The sequence below is a fragment of the Nocardioides campestrisoli genome, assembly GCF_013624435.2.
In the GTDB taxonomy this organism is placed as follows: domain Bacteria; phylum Actinomycetota; class Actinomycetes; order Propionibacteriales; family Nocardioidaceae; genus Nocardioides; species Nocardioides campestrisoli.
Window position 1 is genome coordinate 859073 of record NZ_CP061768.1, and the last position, 16400, is coordinate 875472.

Sequence of the window (16400 nt, forward strand, 5' to 3'; positions counted from 1 at the left end):
GGGAGTCCTAGGGTCCGGAGCAAGGCCTGTGACTCAGGTCACACGAGGGTGGAGCGGAGGACCCGTGGAGCTGAGGTACCTGCCCTGGACCGACGGGTCGGCGATGCGCGTGGACCGCGACCGGGTCGGTCGTGACCCGGCGGGGCTGGGCGACGACCGGGTGACCCTGGGCTACGCGCAGTTCGAGGAGCGGGTCGAGGCCCTCGCCGAGCAGCTCGCCGAGCGCGGCCTGGGACGCGGCGACGTGCTCGCGGTCATGCTCCCGAACCGCGTCGAGCTGGTCGTGGCGATGTACGCCGCCTGGCGGCTCGGGGCAGCGGTGACGCCGGTCAACCCGGTCTTCACCGCCACCGAGGCCGACCACCAGATCGGCGACGCGAACGCACGGCTCGTGGTCAACCTCGGGCCCGAGGCGCCTACGGGCGGTCGGCCGGCGCTGCACGTCGACGACCTGCGCCGCGAGCCCCGGGGGGCGAGCGTCGCCCCGGTCGAGCTGTCGCCGGACGACCTCGCCCTGCTGATCTACACCAGTGGGTCCACCGGCCGTCCCAAGGGCGTGATGCTCGAGCACCGGCACGCCGAGGCGATGTCGCGGACCATGGCCGAGCACATGTCGCTGACCGAGGCGGACCACTGCCTGCTGATCCTGCCGCTCTTCCACGTGAACGCGATCATGGTCAGCGTCCTCGCCACCCTGCGCACCGGCGGCCGGCTCAGCATCACCGGACAGTTCTCGGCCAGCACGTTCTTCGACACCGTCGAGCGGCTGCGGCCCACCTTCTTCTCCGCGGTGCCGACCATCTACGCGCTGCTGGCCGCGCTGCCCGAGGAGGTCCGGCCGGACACGTCCTCGCTGCGCTTCGTGGTCTGCGGGGCGGCGCCGGTCTCCAGCGAGCTGCTCACCCGGTGCCGGGAGCGCTACGGGTTCGAGATCGTGGAGGGGTACGGCCTCACCGAGGGCACCTGCGCCTCGGCCTGCAACCCTGTCGACGGGGTGCGCAAGCTGGGCACCGTCGGGCCGGCGCTGCCGGGCCAGGAGATCCGGATCGTCGGAGCCGACGGCGGGGTGCTGCCACCCGGGGAGCCGGGGGAGGTGGTGATCTCCGGCCCGACCGTGATGCGCGGCTACCTGGGCATGCCCGAGGCGACCGCGGAGGCGGTGCGCGACGGCTGGCTGCACACCGGCGACATCGGCCGGCTCGACGAGGACGGCTACCTCACGATCGTCGACCGGCTCAAGGACATGGTCATCCGCGGCGGGGAGAACATCTACCCCAAGGAGATCGAGGCCACCCTCACCGCCGTCGAGGGCGTCCTGGAGGCCGCCGTCGTCGGCCGCCCCGACGACCTGCTCGGCGAGGTCCCGGTCGCCTACGTCTGCCTCTACCCGGGCTCGGAGCTCACCGAGGAGTCCCTCCTCGACCACTGTCGACGTCACCTCACACGGGTGAAGGTGCCCGAGCGCATCCATCTCGTCGACACCCTGCCGAAGAACCCGATCGGCAAGATCGACAAACCCACCCTGCGCCGCTCGCTGACCACCGCCTGACCCGGTCAGCACCCGAGCGGCTCCACGCGCCCAAGGAGCACCCTGTGGGATTCAAGACAGCAGACATGCCACCGATCGACCCGGCCGAGTTCGAGCAGATGCCGGTGATGGACCGGATGCGGATCCTGGCCGTGCACTGGGCCGACTACGGCTTCGGCGGCCCGAAGCAGATGCACGCCCTGTACGTGGTCAAGACGATCCTCTTCGTCGTGGGGGGCTGGCTGGTCGTCGGCCTGACCACCTCGGGGCTCGGACTGCTCGACCTCGGAGGCTGGTGGGGCGAGCTCATCGTCTACCAGAAGCTGATGGCCTGGATCGTCCTGTGGGAGATCACCGGGCACGCCGCTTCCTGGGGGCCGCTGGCCTTCAAGTTCGGGCCGATGATCGGCGGCTGGAGGTACTGGACCAAGCCCGGCACGCTGCGGCTGCCGCCGTACCCCGGGAAGGTGCCGCTCACCGCCGGGGACTCGCGCACCGTCTTCGACGTCGTCCTCTACCTGCTGATCGTGGCCAACCTGCTCTTCCTGGTGCTCAGCCCCGGTGTGCAGACCGATGCGGCCTACAGCGAGCCCGGTCTCCTGCCCGGCTGGGCCTTCGTCAGCTACTTCGTGCTGCTGCTGGTGCTCGGGCTCCGGGACCGGGTGCCGTTCCTGGCCTCACGGCCGGAGCAGTACGCGGTGGTGATGCTCGCCTTCGGCGTGCTGAGCAGCCACGTCGACATGGTCCTGGTCGCCAAGATCGCCATGGTGACCATCTGGCTGGGTGCCGCGGTCTCCAAGTTCGGCCACCACGTGACCCTGGTGGTCCAGGCGATGATGAGCAACACGCCGTGGCTGACGTCGAAGAGGTTCAAGCGCACCCTCTACCGCGACGTGGCGAACGAGGACCTGCTGCCCACCCGGGCGGCCAGCGGCTGGGCCCACCTCGGCGGCACCGCCGTCGAGCTCGTGCTGCCCATGGTGCTGCTCTTCTCGACCAACTGGACGGTGACCTGGCTGGCCGTCGCAGGGATGGTCTTCTTCCACTTCTTCATCTACTCCACCTACCCGCTGGCGGTCCCGCTGGAGTGGAACATCTTCTTCATGTTCGTCACCCCGTTCCTGTTCGGGGGGTTCTTCGCGGGCGACGGCTACTCGATGTTCGACTTCTCCAGCCCGTGGATCCTGGCCGCCGCGCTGGTGCTCTTCCTGACCGGTCCGATCCTGGGCAACCTCAAGCCCGAGTGGGTCTCGTTCCTGATCTCCATGCGGCAGTACGCCGGCAACTGGGCCTCGGGGACGATGGCGTTCCGGATGAACGACTGCGAGTCCAAGCTCGACGCCGGCCTGACCAAGACCATGGACATCCAGCGTGAGCAGGTCGCCAAGCTGTACGGCTACGAGGTCGCGGAGATCTTCCTGCAGAAGTGCGTGGCGTTCCGGTCGATGCACAGCCACGGCCGCGCGCACCTCTCGCTCCTCCAGCGCCATCTGGACTCCATGGAGAACTACCGCCTGCGCGAGGGCGAGGTCGTGTGCACCGTGCTCGTGGGCTGGCAGTTCGGCGACGGCCACCTCTTCGACGAGCGGACCATCGCCTCGGTCCAGGCCAGGTGCCACTTCGAGCCCGGGGAGTTCGTGATGGCCTTCACCGAGTCCCAGCCGATCCACAAGCGGACCGTCCAGTACAAGGTGGTCGACGCCGCCCTCGGCGTCGTGGAGCGCGGCTACTACGAGGTCAAGGATGCGGTCTCGGTGCAGCCGTGGATCCCGGACGGCCCGATCCCGCACCGGGTCACCTGGCGCCTGCCGGGTTACCAGCCGGCCGGGGACTTCGTGCACCCGACGCCGCAGGCGGCGGCTCATGCGCCCAGACCCGGACGCCGCACACGCCCCAGTGGGAAGGTCACTGCGTGAGAGATGCTGCCGGTGGTCGCCCCCGACGTCGTACGAACCGCGCCGTGGTGGTCGGCAGCGGGCCCAACGGGCTCGCTGCCGCCCTCACCCTCGCCGCCGAGGGGTTCGACGTGGAGGTGCTCGAGGCCGCCGACACCGTGGGGGGAGGGACCCGGAGCAGCGAGCTCACCCTGCCGGGGCTGGTGCACGACGAGTGCTCGGGGTTCCACCCCCTGGCCGTGGACACCGCGTTCTCCCGCCGCTTCGACCTGGCGGCCCACGGGCTGGTGTGGCGCTGGCCCGAGGTGCAGTACGCCCACCCGCTGGACGGCGGCCGCGGTGGCGCGGCGTGGCGCTCGGTCGCCGACACCGTCGTGGGGCTGGGTGAGGACGGCAGGGCCTGGCGGCAGGTCTTCGGCTGGTTGGCCCCTCGGTTCGGCGACATCTCCGAGGACTTCCTGCGGCCGATGGTGCACGTGCCCGCCCACCCGGTGAAGCTCGCGCGCTTCGGCGCACTGTCCCTGCTCCCGGCCGCGGTGCTGGCCAGGCACTGGTCCACCGAGGAGGCCCGCGCGCTCTTCGCCGGCGTGGCCGCGCACGCGCTGCGACCCTTCTCCTCGCCGGTCTCCTCCGCCATCGGGGTGGCGCTCGGGACGGCCGCCCACACCTACGGCTGGCCCGTGGCAGAGGGCGGCTCGGGCTCGATCAGTCGCGCCATGGTCTCCCTGCTGGGCGAGCACGGCGGGAAGGTGACTACCGGCGTGCGGGTCGACTCGGTCGACGAGCTCGGGGAGGCGGACGTGGTGATGCTCGACGTGGCACCCGCGGCCGCGGCCCGGATGCTCGGCTCCCGGATGCCCGCCCGGATCTCGTCGTCGCTGACCCGGTACCGGCACGGCCCCGGCGTCTTCAAGGTGGAGTTCGCGGTCGCCGGCGGCGTTCCGTGGGAGCACGAGGAGTCTCGGTACGCGGGCACCGTCCATGTCGGCGGCTCGTTCGAGGAGGTCGCGGCCGCGGAGCGCGACGTGCACCGGGGCCGGATGCCGGCGCGACCCTTCCTCCTGGTGGGCCAGCAGTACCTGGCCGATCCCACGCGGGGCACCGGTGACGCCGTCCCTCTCTACGCCTACGCCCACGTGCCGGCCGGCTGGGACGGCGACGCGACCGCCGCCATCGAGGCGCAGCTCGAGCGGTTCGCCCCCGGCTTCTCCGAGCGGATCCTGGCCCGGCACGTCCGCTCGACCGCGGAGATGGCCCGGCACAACCCCAACTACGTGGGTGGCGACGTGGTGACCGGCGCCAACGACGGGCTCCAGCTGGTCTTCCGGCCGCGGGTCGCCCTGGACCCGTACTCGCTCGGGGTGCCCGGGGTCTACCTGTGCTCGGCCGCGACGCCGCCGGGAGCGGGGGCGCACGGCATGTGCGGGTGGAACGCCGCCCGCTCGGCCTTGCGCGACCTCGGGGTGGCTACGTCGCCGAAGCGTTAGGGTGTGCCCCACGTCACTCTGCGGAGGAGGTCGAGCGTGAGCCAACGCCTGGAGCGCCGCCTCGCAGCGGCCGGAGCGTCGGAGGCGGCCCAGCTCCGTGACCTGGTGGCGGTCGTCGCGGAGCGTCTCGGTGAGCGCCACCAGGAGCTCAACGACTCCATGAACGAGGCGATCGAGCAGGCGATAGACGACCTCGACGACTCCGAGCTGACCGGGATGCTGCACGCCAGCGTCGAGGGCAACATCGCCACGATCCTGCACATGCTCCGCAACGACATCCCGTTGGAGAAGCAGCAGCCGGTCACCGCCGCGTCCGAGTACGCCGTACGCCTGGCCCGTGCCGGCGTCAGCGCCGCACCGCTGCGCCGGGCCTACCACATCGGCAGCGACGACCTCCTGGCCTGGTTCTTCGAGGAGATCGAGCGGCTCGACTGCGCCATCGACCTCAAGCTGCGGCTGCTGCACCACATGGCCGGCTGGCTGCACACCTACGTCGACTGGATCACCCGGGTGGTGATGGACGTCCACGAGGAGGAGCGACAGGCCCTGCTCCTCCAGAACGCCTCCGACGTCTCCCAGCTGGTCCAGCGGGTGCTCGACCGTGAGCCGGTCGACCTCGAGCACTTCGCCCGCACCACCGGCTACCGGCTCGACCACGAGCACCTCGCCATGGTGCTCTGGGTGGAGGGAGGCAACCAGGGTGTCGACCTGATCGACCGGCTGCGCTCCAGCGCGCAGGTCGCGGCGTCCGCCCTGAGGAGCGCCTCGCACCTGTTCACGCCCGTGGACCGCAGCACTGCACGGGTCTGGTTCGGCGTGCAGGGCGGAGGCCCGGACGACGTGGCGGCACTGCGCGCGGTGCTGTCCCGGACCCCGGAGATCCGCGCTGCCCTGGGGGCGCCGAGCCACCGGGTGGTGGGCTTCCGGCGCTCGCTGGAGCAGGCGAGCGCGGTGCGGGGCATCGCCGCCGCCGCTCCCTCCGAGCGCAACCAGGTCGTCTCCTACGGCGACGACGGGATGGCGGTGATCGCGCTCCTGGCCCGTGACCTGCCCGCGGCGCGGCGCTGGGTCGGTGAGGTGCTGGGCGCGCTGGCCCATGACACCGAGGGCGCGGCGCGGCTCCGGGAGACCGTCCGGGTCTACCTCGCCACCGGCTCGATGACCGACACCTCCGAGCGGCTGGTGCTGCACCGCAACACCGTGAAGTACCGGCTGGCCAAGGCGGAGGCCGCGCGGGGACGTCCGGTGGTCGAAGGGCGGCTCGACCTCGAGCTGGCCCTGCACGCGTGCCACGTCCTGGGCGCGGTGGTGCTCCGGGCTCCCGAGCAGCCCTAGCGACCCCACCGCCGGTCGGCGTTGCCTCTTGTGATCCACCTCACAGCGGAGTACCAATCAGGGGTGGCTCGCGTCCCGGCCCGGGGAGCGGCCGTTCTCGGAGGAGTGCCATGTCCCAGCAGACGACCCGCGCCGTCCCCACCCAGCCCCCGCCGCCCTCGGGACGTCCAGGGGCGGTCTCCACCTCGGTCTGGATCCTGATCGCGCTGATCGGCGCGACCTGCTGGACCGTGCTGGCGCTCTCCCGGGGGGAGGAGGTCTCGGCGCTGTGGATCCTGTTCGCCGCGCTCTCCTCCTACGCGATCGCCTACCGGTTCTACGCCCGGTTCATCGCCTACAAGGTGCTTCAGGTCGACGACGCGCGCGCGACCCCGGCCGAGCGGCTGGAGAACGGCCGCGACTTCGACGTCACCCAGCGCCACGTCCTCTTCGGCCACCACTTCGCGGCGATCGCCGGCGCCGGACCGCTGGTGGGTCCGGTGCTGGCCGCGCAGATGGGCTACCTGCCCGGCACGATCTGGATCATCGTCGGCGTCATCTTCGCCGGCGCCGTGCAGGACATGGTGGTGCTCTTCTTCTCCATGCGCCGCGACGGCAAGTCGCTGGGCCAGATGGTGCGCGAGGAGATCGGGCTGGTCGGCGGGATCGCCGCGCTGATCGCCGTCTTCGCGATCATGATCATCATCCTGGCGGTGCTCGCCCTGGTGGTGGTCAACGCCCTGGCCGAGTCGCCGTGGGGCGTCTTCTCGATCGGGTTGACCGTCCCGATCGCGCTCTTCATGGGCTTCTACCTGCGCGTGCTGCGACCCGGCCGGGTCGCCGAGGTGACTGTGATCGGCGTGGTCCTGCTGCTCCTGGCCATCATCGGCGGCGGGTACGTCGACTCCTGGGGCCTGGAGGGTGCGCTCACCCTGTCCAAGGAGCAGCTGACCCTGGCGCTGGTGGTCTACGGCTTCGTCGCCTCGATCCTCCCGGTGTGGATGCTGCTCACCCCGCGTGACTACCTGTCCACCTTCATGAAGATCGGCGTGATCGTGCTGCTCGCGGTCGGCCTGGTGATCGCCAACCCGGTGCTGCAGAGCCCGGCGGTGACCGACTTCGCCATCGACGGCGACGGCCCGGTCTTCGCGGGCAAGCTCTTCCCGTTCGTCTTCATCACCATCGCCTGCGGGGCCCTGTCGGGGTTCCACGCACTGATCTCGTCGGGCACCACCCCGAAGATGGTGCAGAAGGAGAGCCAGGTCCGGATGATCGGCTACGGCGGGATGCTGATGGAGTCGTTCGTCGCGATCAGCGCCCTGATCGCCGCGTGCGTGATCGACCCGGGTCTCTACTACGCGATCAACTCCCCGGCGGGAGTGACCGGCGTCGACCCGACGACGGCCGCGGAGTTCGTCACCAACCTCGGCTTCTCGATCAGCCCGGCGGACATCCAAGCCGCCGCCGCGTCGGTCGAGGAGGAGACGCTGATCTCGCGCACGGGCGGCGCGCCCACCCTGGCCTTCGGCATCTCGTCGGTCTTCTCCGAGGCGTTCGGCGGCGGGCTGGCCGCCTTCTGGTACCACTTCGCAATCATGTTCGAGGCGCTGTTCATCCTCACCGCCGTCGACGCCGGCACCCGGGTGGGCCGGTTCATGCTGCAGGACACGGTGGGCAACCTCTGGCCCCGGTACGCCGACCTGTCCTGGAAGCCCGCCTCCTGGTCGGCGAGCGCGGTGGTGGTCGCGCTGTGGGGCTACATGCTGTACGTCGGTGTGACCGACCCGCTCGGCGGGATCAACCAGCTCTTCCCGCTCTTCGGCATCGCCAACCAGCTGCTCGCGGCGATCGCGCTCACCCTGTGCGCGACCCTGCTGATCAAGCACGGCAAGGCCAAATGGGTCTGGGTGCCCGGCATCGGACTGGTCTGGGACCTGGTGGTCACCATGACCGCCAGCTGGCAGAAGGTCTTCTCCGACAACCCGGCGATCGGCTACTTCTCCCAGCGCTCCCGGTACGCCGAGGCGCGCGACGCCGGCGAGCTGCTGGCCCCCGCAGCCGACCCCGACCAGATGGACCAGATCATCTTCAACTCCACGCTCAACGGGACGCTGCAGGCGCTCTTCGCGCTGCTGGTGATCGTGGTGGTGGTCAACGCCCTGGTGGTGTGCGTGCAGGCCCTGCGTGCCGGCGGCCTGCCGACCACCGAGGTGCCGGCGCAGCCGTCGTACCTGGTCGCCCCGGCGGACTTCTTCGCCACCCCCGAGGAGAAGGAGGCGATCCGCCGCTGGGAGGAGAGCGAGCCGATGTCGGTCCGGGGGACGTGGGACGAGCGGCCGTGAGCGTCGCGCGCGTGTGGCGGCTCGTCCGCGAGTTCACCGGAGAGGCGAAGTGGGACGACTACCTCGGCGAGTGCCGCCGGCTCGGGGTCGAGCCGATGACCCGGCGGGAGTTCGAACGCCACCGGGCCGAGCACCTGGAGTCCTCGGCCCGGTCGCGGTGTTGTTGAAGGACTGCGTCAGCGCGGAGCCATCCGCAGCGCGCCGTCCATCCGGACGACCTCGCCGTTGAGGTAGTCGTGCTCGACCATCGACAGGGCGAGCTGGGCGTACTCCTCGGGCCGGGCCAGGCGCGCCGGGAACGGCACCCCGGCGGCGAGGCCGGCGCGGAACTCCTCCGAGACCGTCGCCAGCATCGGGGTCTCGACCAGGCCCGGGGCGATGGTGAGCACCCGGATGCCGTGCTGGGCCAGGTCGCGGGCGGCCGGCAGGGTGAGCCCGACGACCCCGCCCTTGGAGGAGGCGTAGGCGGCCTGGCCGACCTGGCCGTCGTACGCCGCGATCGAGGCGGTGTTGATCACCACGCCGCGCTGACCGTGCTCGAGCGGCTCGGTCGCGGCGATCTTCTCCGCGGCCAGGGTGAGCACGTTGAAGGTGCCGATCAGGTTGACCTGGACCACCTTCGCGTAGAGCGCGAGGTCGTGCGGGCCCTTCTTGCCGAGGATCCGCATCGACGGGCCGATGCCCGCGCAGTTGACCACGGTGCGCAGCGGGACGCCGGTGCCGGCGGCGGTCTCCACGGCGGCGGCGACCTGCTCGGCGTCGGTCACGTCGACGCCGACGTAGGTCACCCCCGCGACCTCGGGGGCGTTCTCGATGGCGGTCGGCAGGTCGAAGGCGAAGACCTGCGCGCCCTGGGCGGCGAGCGCGGCGGCGGTGGCGGCGCCGAGCCCGGAGGCACCTCCGGTGACGATGGCGGCGGTGTCGTTGACGTTCACGGGTGGGATGCCTCCTGTGGCGTGTTCCTGGTCGGCCGGGCGGGGGTGCCCGACCCGAGGGGGGACGGTCGGGGTGAGCGTAGGTCGAGGCTCAGGCGTGGCCGGCGGGGGAGTGGGTGATCGGCCCCCGGTCGTTCTTGGCCAGCGAGCGGGAGATGACCATCCGCTGGATCTGGTTGGTGCCCTCGAAGATCTGCATCACCTTGGCCTCGCGCATGTAGCGCTCGACCGGGAAGTCGCGGGTGTAGCCGTAGCCGCCGAAGACCTGGACGGCGTCGGTGGTCACCTTCATCGCGTGGTCGGTGGCGACCATCTTGGCGATCGAGGCCTCCCGGGAGAACGGCAGGCCGGCGTCCTTGAGCCGGGCCGCGTGCAGGGTCATCGCCCGGGCGGTCTGCACGGCCGCCTCCATGTCGGCCAGCAGGAAGGCCAGACCCTGGTGGTCGATGATCGGCTTGCCGAACGTCTCCCGCTCCCGGGCGTAGGCGACCGCCTGGTCGAGCGCCCCCTGGGCCAGCCCGGTGGCGACCGCGGCGATGCCGAGCCGGCCCGAGTCCAGGCCGGCGAGCGCGATCTTGAGGCCGTCGCCCTCGGCACCGAGGCGGCGCTCCACCGGGATCCGGACGTCGTCGAGCCGCATGGTGGCGGTGGTGGAGCCGGTCAGGCCCATCTTGCGCTCGGGGGCGTCGGCGCTCAGGCCGGGGGTGTCGGCCGGGATCAGGAAGCAGCTGATGCCGTTCCGGTCGTCGCTGGTGCGCGCCATCACCTTGTAGAAGTCGGCCTGGCCGCCGTGGGTGGTCCAGGCCTTCGCGCCGTTGAGCACGTACTCGTCCCCGTCGAGGCGGGCGGTGGTGCGCATCGCGGCCGGGTCGGAGCCGGCGTGCGCCTCGGAGAGGCAGTAGGCGCCGAGCAGGTCGCCGCCGAGCATGTCGGGCAGCCACTGCCGCTTCTGCTCCTCGGTGCCGAAGTTGACCAGCCCGAAGCAGGAGAGCGCGTGCACCGAGACGCCTACGCCCACCGACGACCAGACCGCGCCGATCTCCTCGAGCACCTGGAGGTAGACCTCGTAGGGCTGGCCGCCGCCGCCGTGCTCCTCGGCGTACGGCAGGCCCAGCACGCCGACCTCGCCGAGCAGCCGGAAGACGTCGCGGGGGAAGGTCTCGGTCTGCTCCGCCTCGGCGCTGCGCGGGGCGAGCTCGCGGGCGGCGAGCTCGCGCACCAGGGAGAGGAGCTCGGCGGACTCCTCGGTCGGCATCCGGCGGGTGGCGGTCATCGGGGCTCCTAGGCGGGTGGGCATTGCGATACTGAATGGCACTCGGCAGTATCGATCTCAGTATCCTACGCGGGACCTGCATCCAGGCCCGGGCACTGAGGAGGACCGATGGACCGCGACGCCTCCCTGTCCGGCCGCCCCCGTCCGTCGTCCCCGCGACGGCGTACGGCGCGTCAGCAGGACCTGCTGCGCCGCCTCGTCGACCTGCTCGCGGCCGAGGGGTTCTCCCAGTTCACCGTGGACGACCTGGCCGAGCGGCTGCGCTGCTCCAAGACCACGCTCTACGCGCTGGCCCCCTCCAAGCAGGAGCTGGTGCTGGAGGCGGTCCGGGAGTACTTCCGCGCCTCGGTGCCGGTCGTGGAGGCGCGGGTCGAGCAGGCCGGCGATCCGGGGGAGCGGGTCACGGCGTACCTGCTCGCGGTCGCCGACTACCTCCGCCCGCTGTCGCGGGAGTTCCTGACGGACCTGCTCGCCTCCCGTGCCACCGCCGACGTCTACTCGACGAACACCGCGGCGGCCGCCGCCCGGATCCGCACACTGATCGCCGAGGGGATCGAGGCGGGGTCCTTCCGCGCGGTCAACGCCGAGTTCGTCGCCGAGGTCGTGGCTGCCACGATGGAGGCGATCCAGCGCGGCGAGCTCTTCGCCCGGATGGAGATGACCGATGCCGAGGCGTACGCCGAGCTGGCCTCGCTCGTCGTCCACGCCCTGGCGGTCGGGCGCGACTGACGCGGCGGGCGGGCGGACCGGTCAGCTCGACGGGGGCGGCGGAGGCGACCAGCGGCCCCGGAGGGTCGCCACGCCGATCCGTGCCAGGCCCAGCAGCAGACCCAGCAGCACACCCAGGACCGCCGACGCCAGGAGCGTCTCCAGGAAAGAGAGATCGAGGCGCATGATGAAGATCGGGAGGATGACGTACGGCGCGAACCAGAGCCACTCCCACCCCTCGGGGTTGCGCCCATCGCCGGTGCGTCCCACGTACTCCCCGATCGTCCTCACGACGTTCCTCATCGTTCCCCCTCCGACGTCCCCGATGACCTCGCGAGTGTGGCACAGCGGGCTGGGTACGGGTCGACCATGAGCGAACACGAGAACGAGCCCCAGCCCACCGACGAGACCCTCGAGGAGCAGTCCGGCGCCGAGTCCGAGGACCAGGACACCGAGCCGACCCTCAACGCGCCCGAGGAGGGGCGCCCCGACGGCCAGTAGCCCCGAGCGACCACGTGCACCCTTCTTGCTGCCGAGCCGGCGGATCGGCAGCAAGAAGGGTGCACGTGCGCTCAGCGCAGTCGGTCGATCAGGTGTGCCCCGAGCACGACCAGCGTCGGGGTGAGGACGCAGAGCCCGAGGAAGCCCCAGTACGGCAGGTCCAGCAGCGACAAGGCGAAGATGGCCACGCAGCAGGCGGCCACGAACCACCAGTCCGTCTCCGTCTCGGGCGTCCCGTCCTCCTTGAGGAGGCCGAGGTAACGGCCAAGAGTGCGCAGCATGGGTCCCCCCGAGATCGACGTCCGGACCGACGCTAGCGGGAAACCGCGACGCCCGCTCGGGCCGACCACCGGGCGTTGCCGCGAAACGAGAAGGGCCCCGGTCACCAGGTGACCGGGGCCCTTCTCGCAGGGGCTGAGCGGATCAGCTCTTGTTGGCCTTGCGCGCCCGCGAGGCGTGCTTGGCGCGGACGTTGGCGTCCAGCTCGACCTTGCGGATCCGAACGGTGTCGGGGGTGACCTCGACGCACTCGTCCTCGCGGCAGAACTCCAGGCACTGCTCCAGCGACAGCTTCTTCGGCGGGATCAGCTTCTCGAAGTTGTCGGAGGTGGCGGACCGGATGTTGGTCTGCTGCTTCTCCTTGGTGATGTTGACGTCCATGTCGTCGGCGCGGGAGTTCTCGCCGACGATCATGCCCTCGTAGACCTCCGTGGTGGGCTCGACGAACATCACGCCGCGCTCCTGCAGCGAGGTCATCGCGTACGCCGTGGCGGCACCCGCGCGGTCGGCGACCAGCGAGCCGTTGTTGCGCGAGCGGATCTCGCCGGCCCACGGGAAGTAGCCCTCGGAGATGTGGTGGGCGATGCCGGTGCCGCGGGTCTCGGTGAGGAAGTCGGTCCGGAAGCCGATCAGGCCGCGGGCCGGGACGACGAACTCCATCCGCACCCAGCCGGTGCCGTGGTTGGTCATGCCCTCCATGCGGCCCTTGCGGGCGGCGAGGAGCTCGGTGATGGTGCCGAGGAACTCCTCCGGCGCGTCGATGGTGAGGCGCTCGAACGGCTCGTGCACCTTGCCGTCGATCTCCTTGGTGACCACCTGCGGCTTGCCGACGGTGAGCTCGTAGCCCTCGCGCCGCATCTGCTCGACCAGGATCGCCAGGGCCAGCTCGCCGCGGCCCTGCACCTCCCAGGCGTCGGGGCGCTCGGTGGGGAGCACGCGGAGCGAGACGTTGCCGATCAGCTCGGAGTCGAGCCGGTCCTTGACCAGGCGGGCGGTGACCTTGGAGCCCTTGACCCTCCCGACCAGCGGCGAGGTGTTGGTACCGATGGTCATGGAGATCGCCGGCTCGTCGACGTGGATGAGCGGCAGCGCGACCGGGTTCTCCGCGTCGGCGAGGGTCTCGCCGATGGTGATCTCCGGGATGCCGGCGACGGCGACGATGTCGCCCGGGCCGGCGGACTCGCCCGGCTGGCGCTCGAGGCCCTCGGTGACCAGCAGCTCGGTGATCTTGACGTTCTTGACCGAGCCGTCGCGGCGCATCCAGGCGACCGTCTGGCCCTTCCTCAGGTTGCCCTGACGGATCCGGAGCAGCGCGAGTCGGCCGAGGAACGGCGAGGCGTCGAGGTTGGTGACGTGGGCCTGCAGCGGCGCGCCCTCGTCGTACTCCGGGGCCGGGATGGTCTCCAGGATCGTCTTGAACAGCGGCTCCAGGCTGTCGCCCTCGGGCAGCTCGCCGTTGCCGGGCGCGGTGAGGGCGGCGATCCCGGCCTTGCCGGAGGCGTAGACGACCGGGAAGTCGAGCGCGTCCTGGCCGTGGGTCTCGTCGAGCAGGTCCATGAAGAGCTCGTAGGTCTCGTCGACGACCTCGGCGATCCGGGCGTCGCCACGGTCGGTCTTGTTGACCACCAGGATCACCGGCATGCCGGCGTTGAGCGCCTTGCGGAGCACGAACCGGGTCTGGGGGAGCGGGCCCTCGGAAGCGTCCACGAGGAGCACGATGCCGTCGACCATGGAGAGGCCGCGCTCGACCTCACCACCGAAGTCGGCGTGGCCGGGGGTGTCGATGATGTTGATGACCATCGGCTTGCCCTCGGCCGCGGGACCGGCGTAGTGGATCGCGGTGTTCTTGGCGAGGATCGTGATCCCCTTCTCCCGCTCCAGGTCGCCGGAGTCCATGACGCGGTCGGCCACGCCCTCGGCCTGGTGAGCGGTGAACGCGCCGCCCTGGCGGAGCATCGCGTCCACGAGGGTGGTCTTGCCATGGTCGACGTGGGCGACGATGGCGACGTTGCGCAGGTCGTTCCTGCGAGTGGAAGACATGAAGTGCGGTGTCACTTTCGGATCGGGTCGTGGACCCGTTCGGGCCGTCCGCCAGTCTAAGGGCTGGGTGCCACTGGGCCTGATTCGGCGACGACAGGCGGGCTCAGGCCACGCCCCAGGTGGCGAGCTGACCTCCCGGCATGGAGACGACGAGGACCCGGTCGGGCCCCACGAGGTTCCAGGACTCGTAGTCGGACGAGGCGGGCACGCTCAGCCCGACGTCCCCCACGGTGACGACGAGGCTGCCGTCTCCCTCGATGGCGAACGCCCTGACCAGCCTGCCCACCTGGCCCGTCAGCGACGACACCATCAGGGTCTCAGCCCCGTCGAGGGTGCGATGACGACCTTCCGCGGTGACGAGCTCGTAGTCGTTCTCCACCGAGAGGAGCCAGCCGCCGTCGATGGTGAGGTGGAGGATGCTCGCGTCGTCGAGCTCCACGCCCGTCAGTGCCTTGCCGGCGAGGTCGATCACGGGCGTCAGCCTGTCGGGACCCAAGGATCTGTGACAAGGGACCGAAGGTCTGGAACAAGAGATCTGAGGCAAGACTTGCCTTGGATGCGGCGCTCGGCGTCCCCGCCTAGGGTTGCGGCATGAAGCTGACCCAGACCCTCGAAGACGCCTTCAACGCCCAGATCACCCTCGAGCTGCACGCCTCGATGGTCTACCGCCAGCTGGCCATCGAGATGGAGCTGAAGGACCTTCCCGGGATGGCCGCCTGGCTGCGGCACCAGGCCGACGAGGAGATCGTCCACGCCAACAAGTTCATCGACCACGTCGCCGACCGCGACAACCACCCGAAGATCGGCGCCCTGAGCGCCCCGGAGGTCACCGCGACCACGGTGCTCGAGGTCTTCCAGGCCGCGCTGGCGCACGAGCAGAAGGTCTCGGCCTCGATCCGCTCGCTCTACCGGCTCGCCGAGTCCGAGGGCGACCTCGACTCCCGCCCGCTGCTCAACTGGTTCCTGGAGGAGCAGATCGAGGAGGAGGCCACGGTCAGCGAGATCGTCGGCCGGGTCGAGCTGATCAACGAGGACGGCCCCGGCCTGCTGCGTCTCGACGACGAGCTCGGTCAGCGCCCGACCACCACCACCGAGGCGAAGTAGCCCCGGGTGCGGCTGCGGCTGGGCCGACCGGACGTCCAGGCCTACGCCGGGCTGCGTGACCTGACGCCGGCCGTCCCCGGGGCCACCCCGGCGGACGGCCCGTCGGTCACGTGGCTGGGGGTGAGTACCGTCCTGCTCGACGACGGGAAGTCGGCGGTGCTCACCGACGGCTTCTTCTCCCGCCCCGGGCTGCTCCGGACGGGGCTCGGCCGCCTGGTCCCCGACGAGGCGCGGATCGACCAGGCGCTGGGCCGGGCCGGGATCGACCGACTCGACGCGGTGCTCCCGGTGCACACGCACTACGACCACGTGCTCGACTCCGCGACCGTGGCCGCACGGACCGGTGCGCTGGTGGTGGGCGGGGAGTCCACCGCGCTGGTCGCCCGTGGCCACGGGCTGCCCGAGGACCGGATCCGGGTGGTCGCAGCCGGCGAGACGCTGACGATCGGCGCCTACGAGATCACCCTGGTGGAGGGCTCGCACTGTCCGCCCGACCGCTTCCCGGGGAGGATCACCGAGCCGGTGCCGCGGCGCGCGCGGTCCACGGCGTACCGGTGCGGCGAGGCGTGGTCGACGCTGCTCCACCACGTGCCCAGCGGCCGGCGCCTGATGGTCCAGGGCTCGGCCGGCTGCGTCCCGGGCAACCTGGCCGGCCACCGCGCCGAGGTCGTCTACCTCGGCATCGGCCAGCTCGGCCTGATGGAGCCCGCCTACGTCGAGCAGTACTGGGCCGAGACGGTCGGCCGGGTCGGCGCCCAGGACGTGGTGCTGGTGCACTGGGACGACTTCTTCCGCTCGCTGACCGCGCCGGTGCGCGGCCTGCCGTACGCCGGCGACGACCTGGACGTGACCATGGAGCGGCTCGGCCGACTGGCCCAGCGCGACGGCGTCCGGCTCCACCTGCCCGAGCTCTGGGTCCGCACCGACCCGTGGGCGACCAGCGGGGCGAGGGCAGCAGACGGCGAAGCAGGCTGAGTCGCGACCCTGGTCAGCA

Annotated in this window: 16 protein-coding genes; 10 read left to right on the top strand and 6 right to left on the bottom strand. The window is 71.1% G+C overall.

Annotation, left to right across the window (positions count from 1 at the left end; all coding sequences use genetic code 11):
- The first annotated feature begins 64 nt into the window (after nt 1-64).
- From H8838_RS04150 to H8838_RS04175, 6 genes are all read left to right on the top strand, one after another.
- Complete coding sequence (locus tag H8838_RS04150) at nt 65-1549, top strand: class I adenylate-forming enzyme family protein (RefSeq protein WP_224766368.1); 1485 nt, start codon at nt 65-67, stop codon at nt 1547-1549.
- 44 nt (nt 1550-1593) lie between these two features.
- A complete protein-coding gene (locus H8838_RS04155; RefSeq protein WP_185995989.1) occupies nt 1594-3444 on the top strand; it encodes a DUF3556 domain-containing protein in 1851 nt (616 codons plus the stop codon).
- Nucleotides 3441-4910 carry a phytoene desaturase family protein gene (locus H8838_RS04160; protein ID WP_185995990.1) on the top strand — a complete coding sequence of 490 codons (1470 nt, stop codon included), beginning with the start codon at nt 3441-3443 and terminating at the stop codon, nt 4908-4910. The genes H8838_RS04155 and H8838_RS04160 overlap by 4 nt, the downstream gene beginning before the upstream one ends.
- A 36-nt stretch (nt 4911-4946) precedes the next feature.
- A complete protein-coding gene (locus H8838_RS04165; protein ID WP_185995991.1) occupies nt 4947-6245 on the top strand; it encodes a PucR family transcriptional regulator in 1299 nt (432 codons plus the stop codon).
- Between the two features lie 110 nt (nt 6246-6355).
- Nucleotides 6356-8566 carry a carbon starvation CstA family protein gene (locus H8838_RS04170; RefSeq protein WP_185995992.1) on the top strand — a complete coding sequence of 737 codons (2211 nt, stop codon included), beginning with the start codon at nt 6356-6358 and terminating at the stop codon, nt 8564-8566.
- Nucleotides 8563-8733: a CstA-like transporter-associated (seleno)protein gene (locus tag H8838_RS04175; protein ID WP_224766369.1), complete on the top strand. Its 171-nt coding sequence runs from the start codon at nt 8563-8565 to the stop codon at nt 8731-8733. Before H8838_RS04170 ends, H8838_RS04175 begins: the two co-directional genes overlap by 4 nt.
- Nucleotides 8734-8742: 9 nt before the next feature.
- Here the strand turns inward: H8838_RS04175 and H8838_RS04180 are convergent, their stop codons facing one another.
- Together H8838_RS04180 and H8838_RS04185 are read right to left on the bottom strand one after the other, a co-directional pair.
- A complete protein-coding gene (locus tag H8838_RS04180; RefSeq protein ID WP_185995994.1) occupies nt 8743-9501 on the bottom strand; it encodes an SDR family NAD(P)-dependent oxidoreductase in 759 nt (252 codons plus the stop codon).
- A 91-nt stretch (nt 9502-9592) separates the two neighbouring features.
- A complete protein-coding gene (locus H8838_RS04185; RefSeq protein ID WP_185995995.1) occupies nt 9593-10774 on the bottom strand; it encodes an acyl-CoA dehydrogenase family protein in 1182 nt (393 codons plus the stop codon).
- Between the two features lie 108 nt (nt 10775-10882).
- Between H8838_RS04185 and H8838_RS04190 the strand changes: the two genes are divergently transcribed.
- Entirely contained in the window at nt 10883-11503 is a 621-nt protein-coding gene (locus H8838_RS04190; RefSeq protein WP_185995996.1) for a TetR/AcrR family transcriptional regulator, read from the top strand.
- A 21-nt stretch (nt 11504-11524) separates the two neighbouring features.
- On the opposite strand, the gene H8838_RS04195 is transcribed toward H8838_RS04190, so the two are convergent.
- Nucleotides 11525-11785 (bottom strand): hypothetical protein, encoded by a 261-nt coding sequence (locus H8838_RS04195; protein ID WP_185995997.1) that lies wholly within the window; start codon nt 11783-11785, stop codon nt 11525-11527.
- A 66-nt stretch (nt 11786-11851) separates the two neighbouring features.
- On the opposite strand from H8838_RS04195, the gene H8838_RS20175 reads away from it, so the two are divergent.
- Nucleotides 11852-11983 (top strand): hypothetical protein, encoded by a 132-nt coding sequence (locus tag H8838_RS20175; protein ID WP_258236570.1) that lies wholly within the window; start codon nt 11852-11854, stop codon nt 11981-11983.
- A 71-nt stretch (nt 11984-12054) separates the two neighbouring features.
- On the opposite strand, the gene H8838_RS04200 is transcribed toward H8838_RS20175, so the two are convergent.
- From H8838_RS04200 to H8838_RS04210, 3 genes are all read right to left on the bottom strand, one after another.
- Nucleotides 12055-12264, bottom strand: a complete 210-nt coding sequence (locus tag H8838_RS04200; protein ID WP_181311678.1) for a hypothetical protein — start codon at nt 12262-12264, stop codon at nt 12055-12057.
- Nucleotides 12265-12406: 142 nt separating this feature from the next.
- Nucleotides 12407-14302: a translational GTPase TypA gene (gene typA / locus H8838_RS04205; protein WP_181311677.1), complete on the bottom strand. Its 1896-nt coding sequence runs from the start codon at nt 14300-14302 to the stop codon at nt 12407-12409.
- A 103-nt stretch (nt 14303-14405) separates the two neighbouring features.
- Entirely contained in the window at nt 14406-14774 is a 369-nt protein-coding gene (locus tag H8838_RS04210) for a DUF6188 family protein (RefSeq protein ID WP_185995998.1), read from the bottom strand.
- Nucleotides 14775-14893: 119 nt separating this feature from the next.
- On the opposite strand from H8838_RS04210, the gene H8838_RS04215 reads away from it, so the two are divergent.
- Both H8838_RS04215 and H8838_RS04220 read left to right on the top strand, forming a co-directional pair.
- Nucleotides 14894-15406, top strand: a complete 513-nt coding sequence (locus H8838_RS04215; RefSeq protein ID WP_185995999.1) for a ferritin — start codon at nt 14894-14896, stop codon at nt 15404-15406.
- Between the two features lie 6 nt (nt 15407-15412).
- The gene (locus H8838_RS04220; RefSeq protein WP_185996000.1) at nt 15413-16381 is read left to right on the top strand and encodes an MBL fold metallo-hydrolase; all 969 of its coding nucleotides are present in this window, start codon (nt 15413-15415) and stop codon (nt 16379-16381) included.
- Nucleotides 16382-16400: the final 19 nt, after the last annotated feature.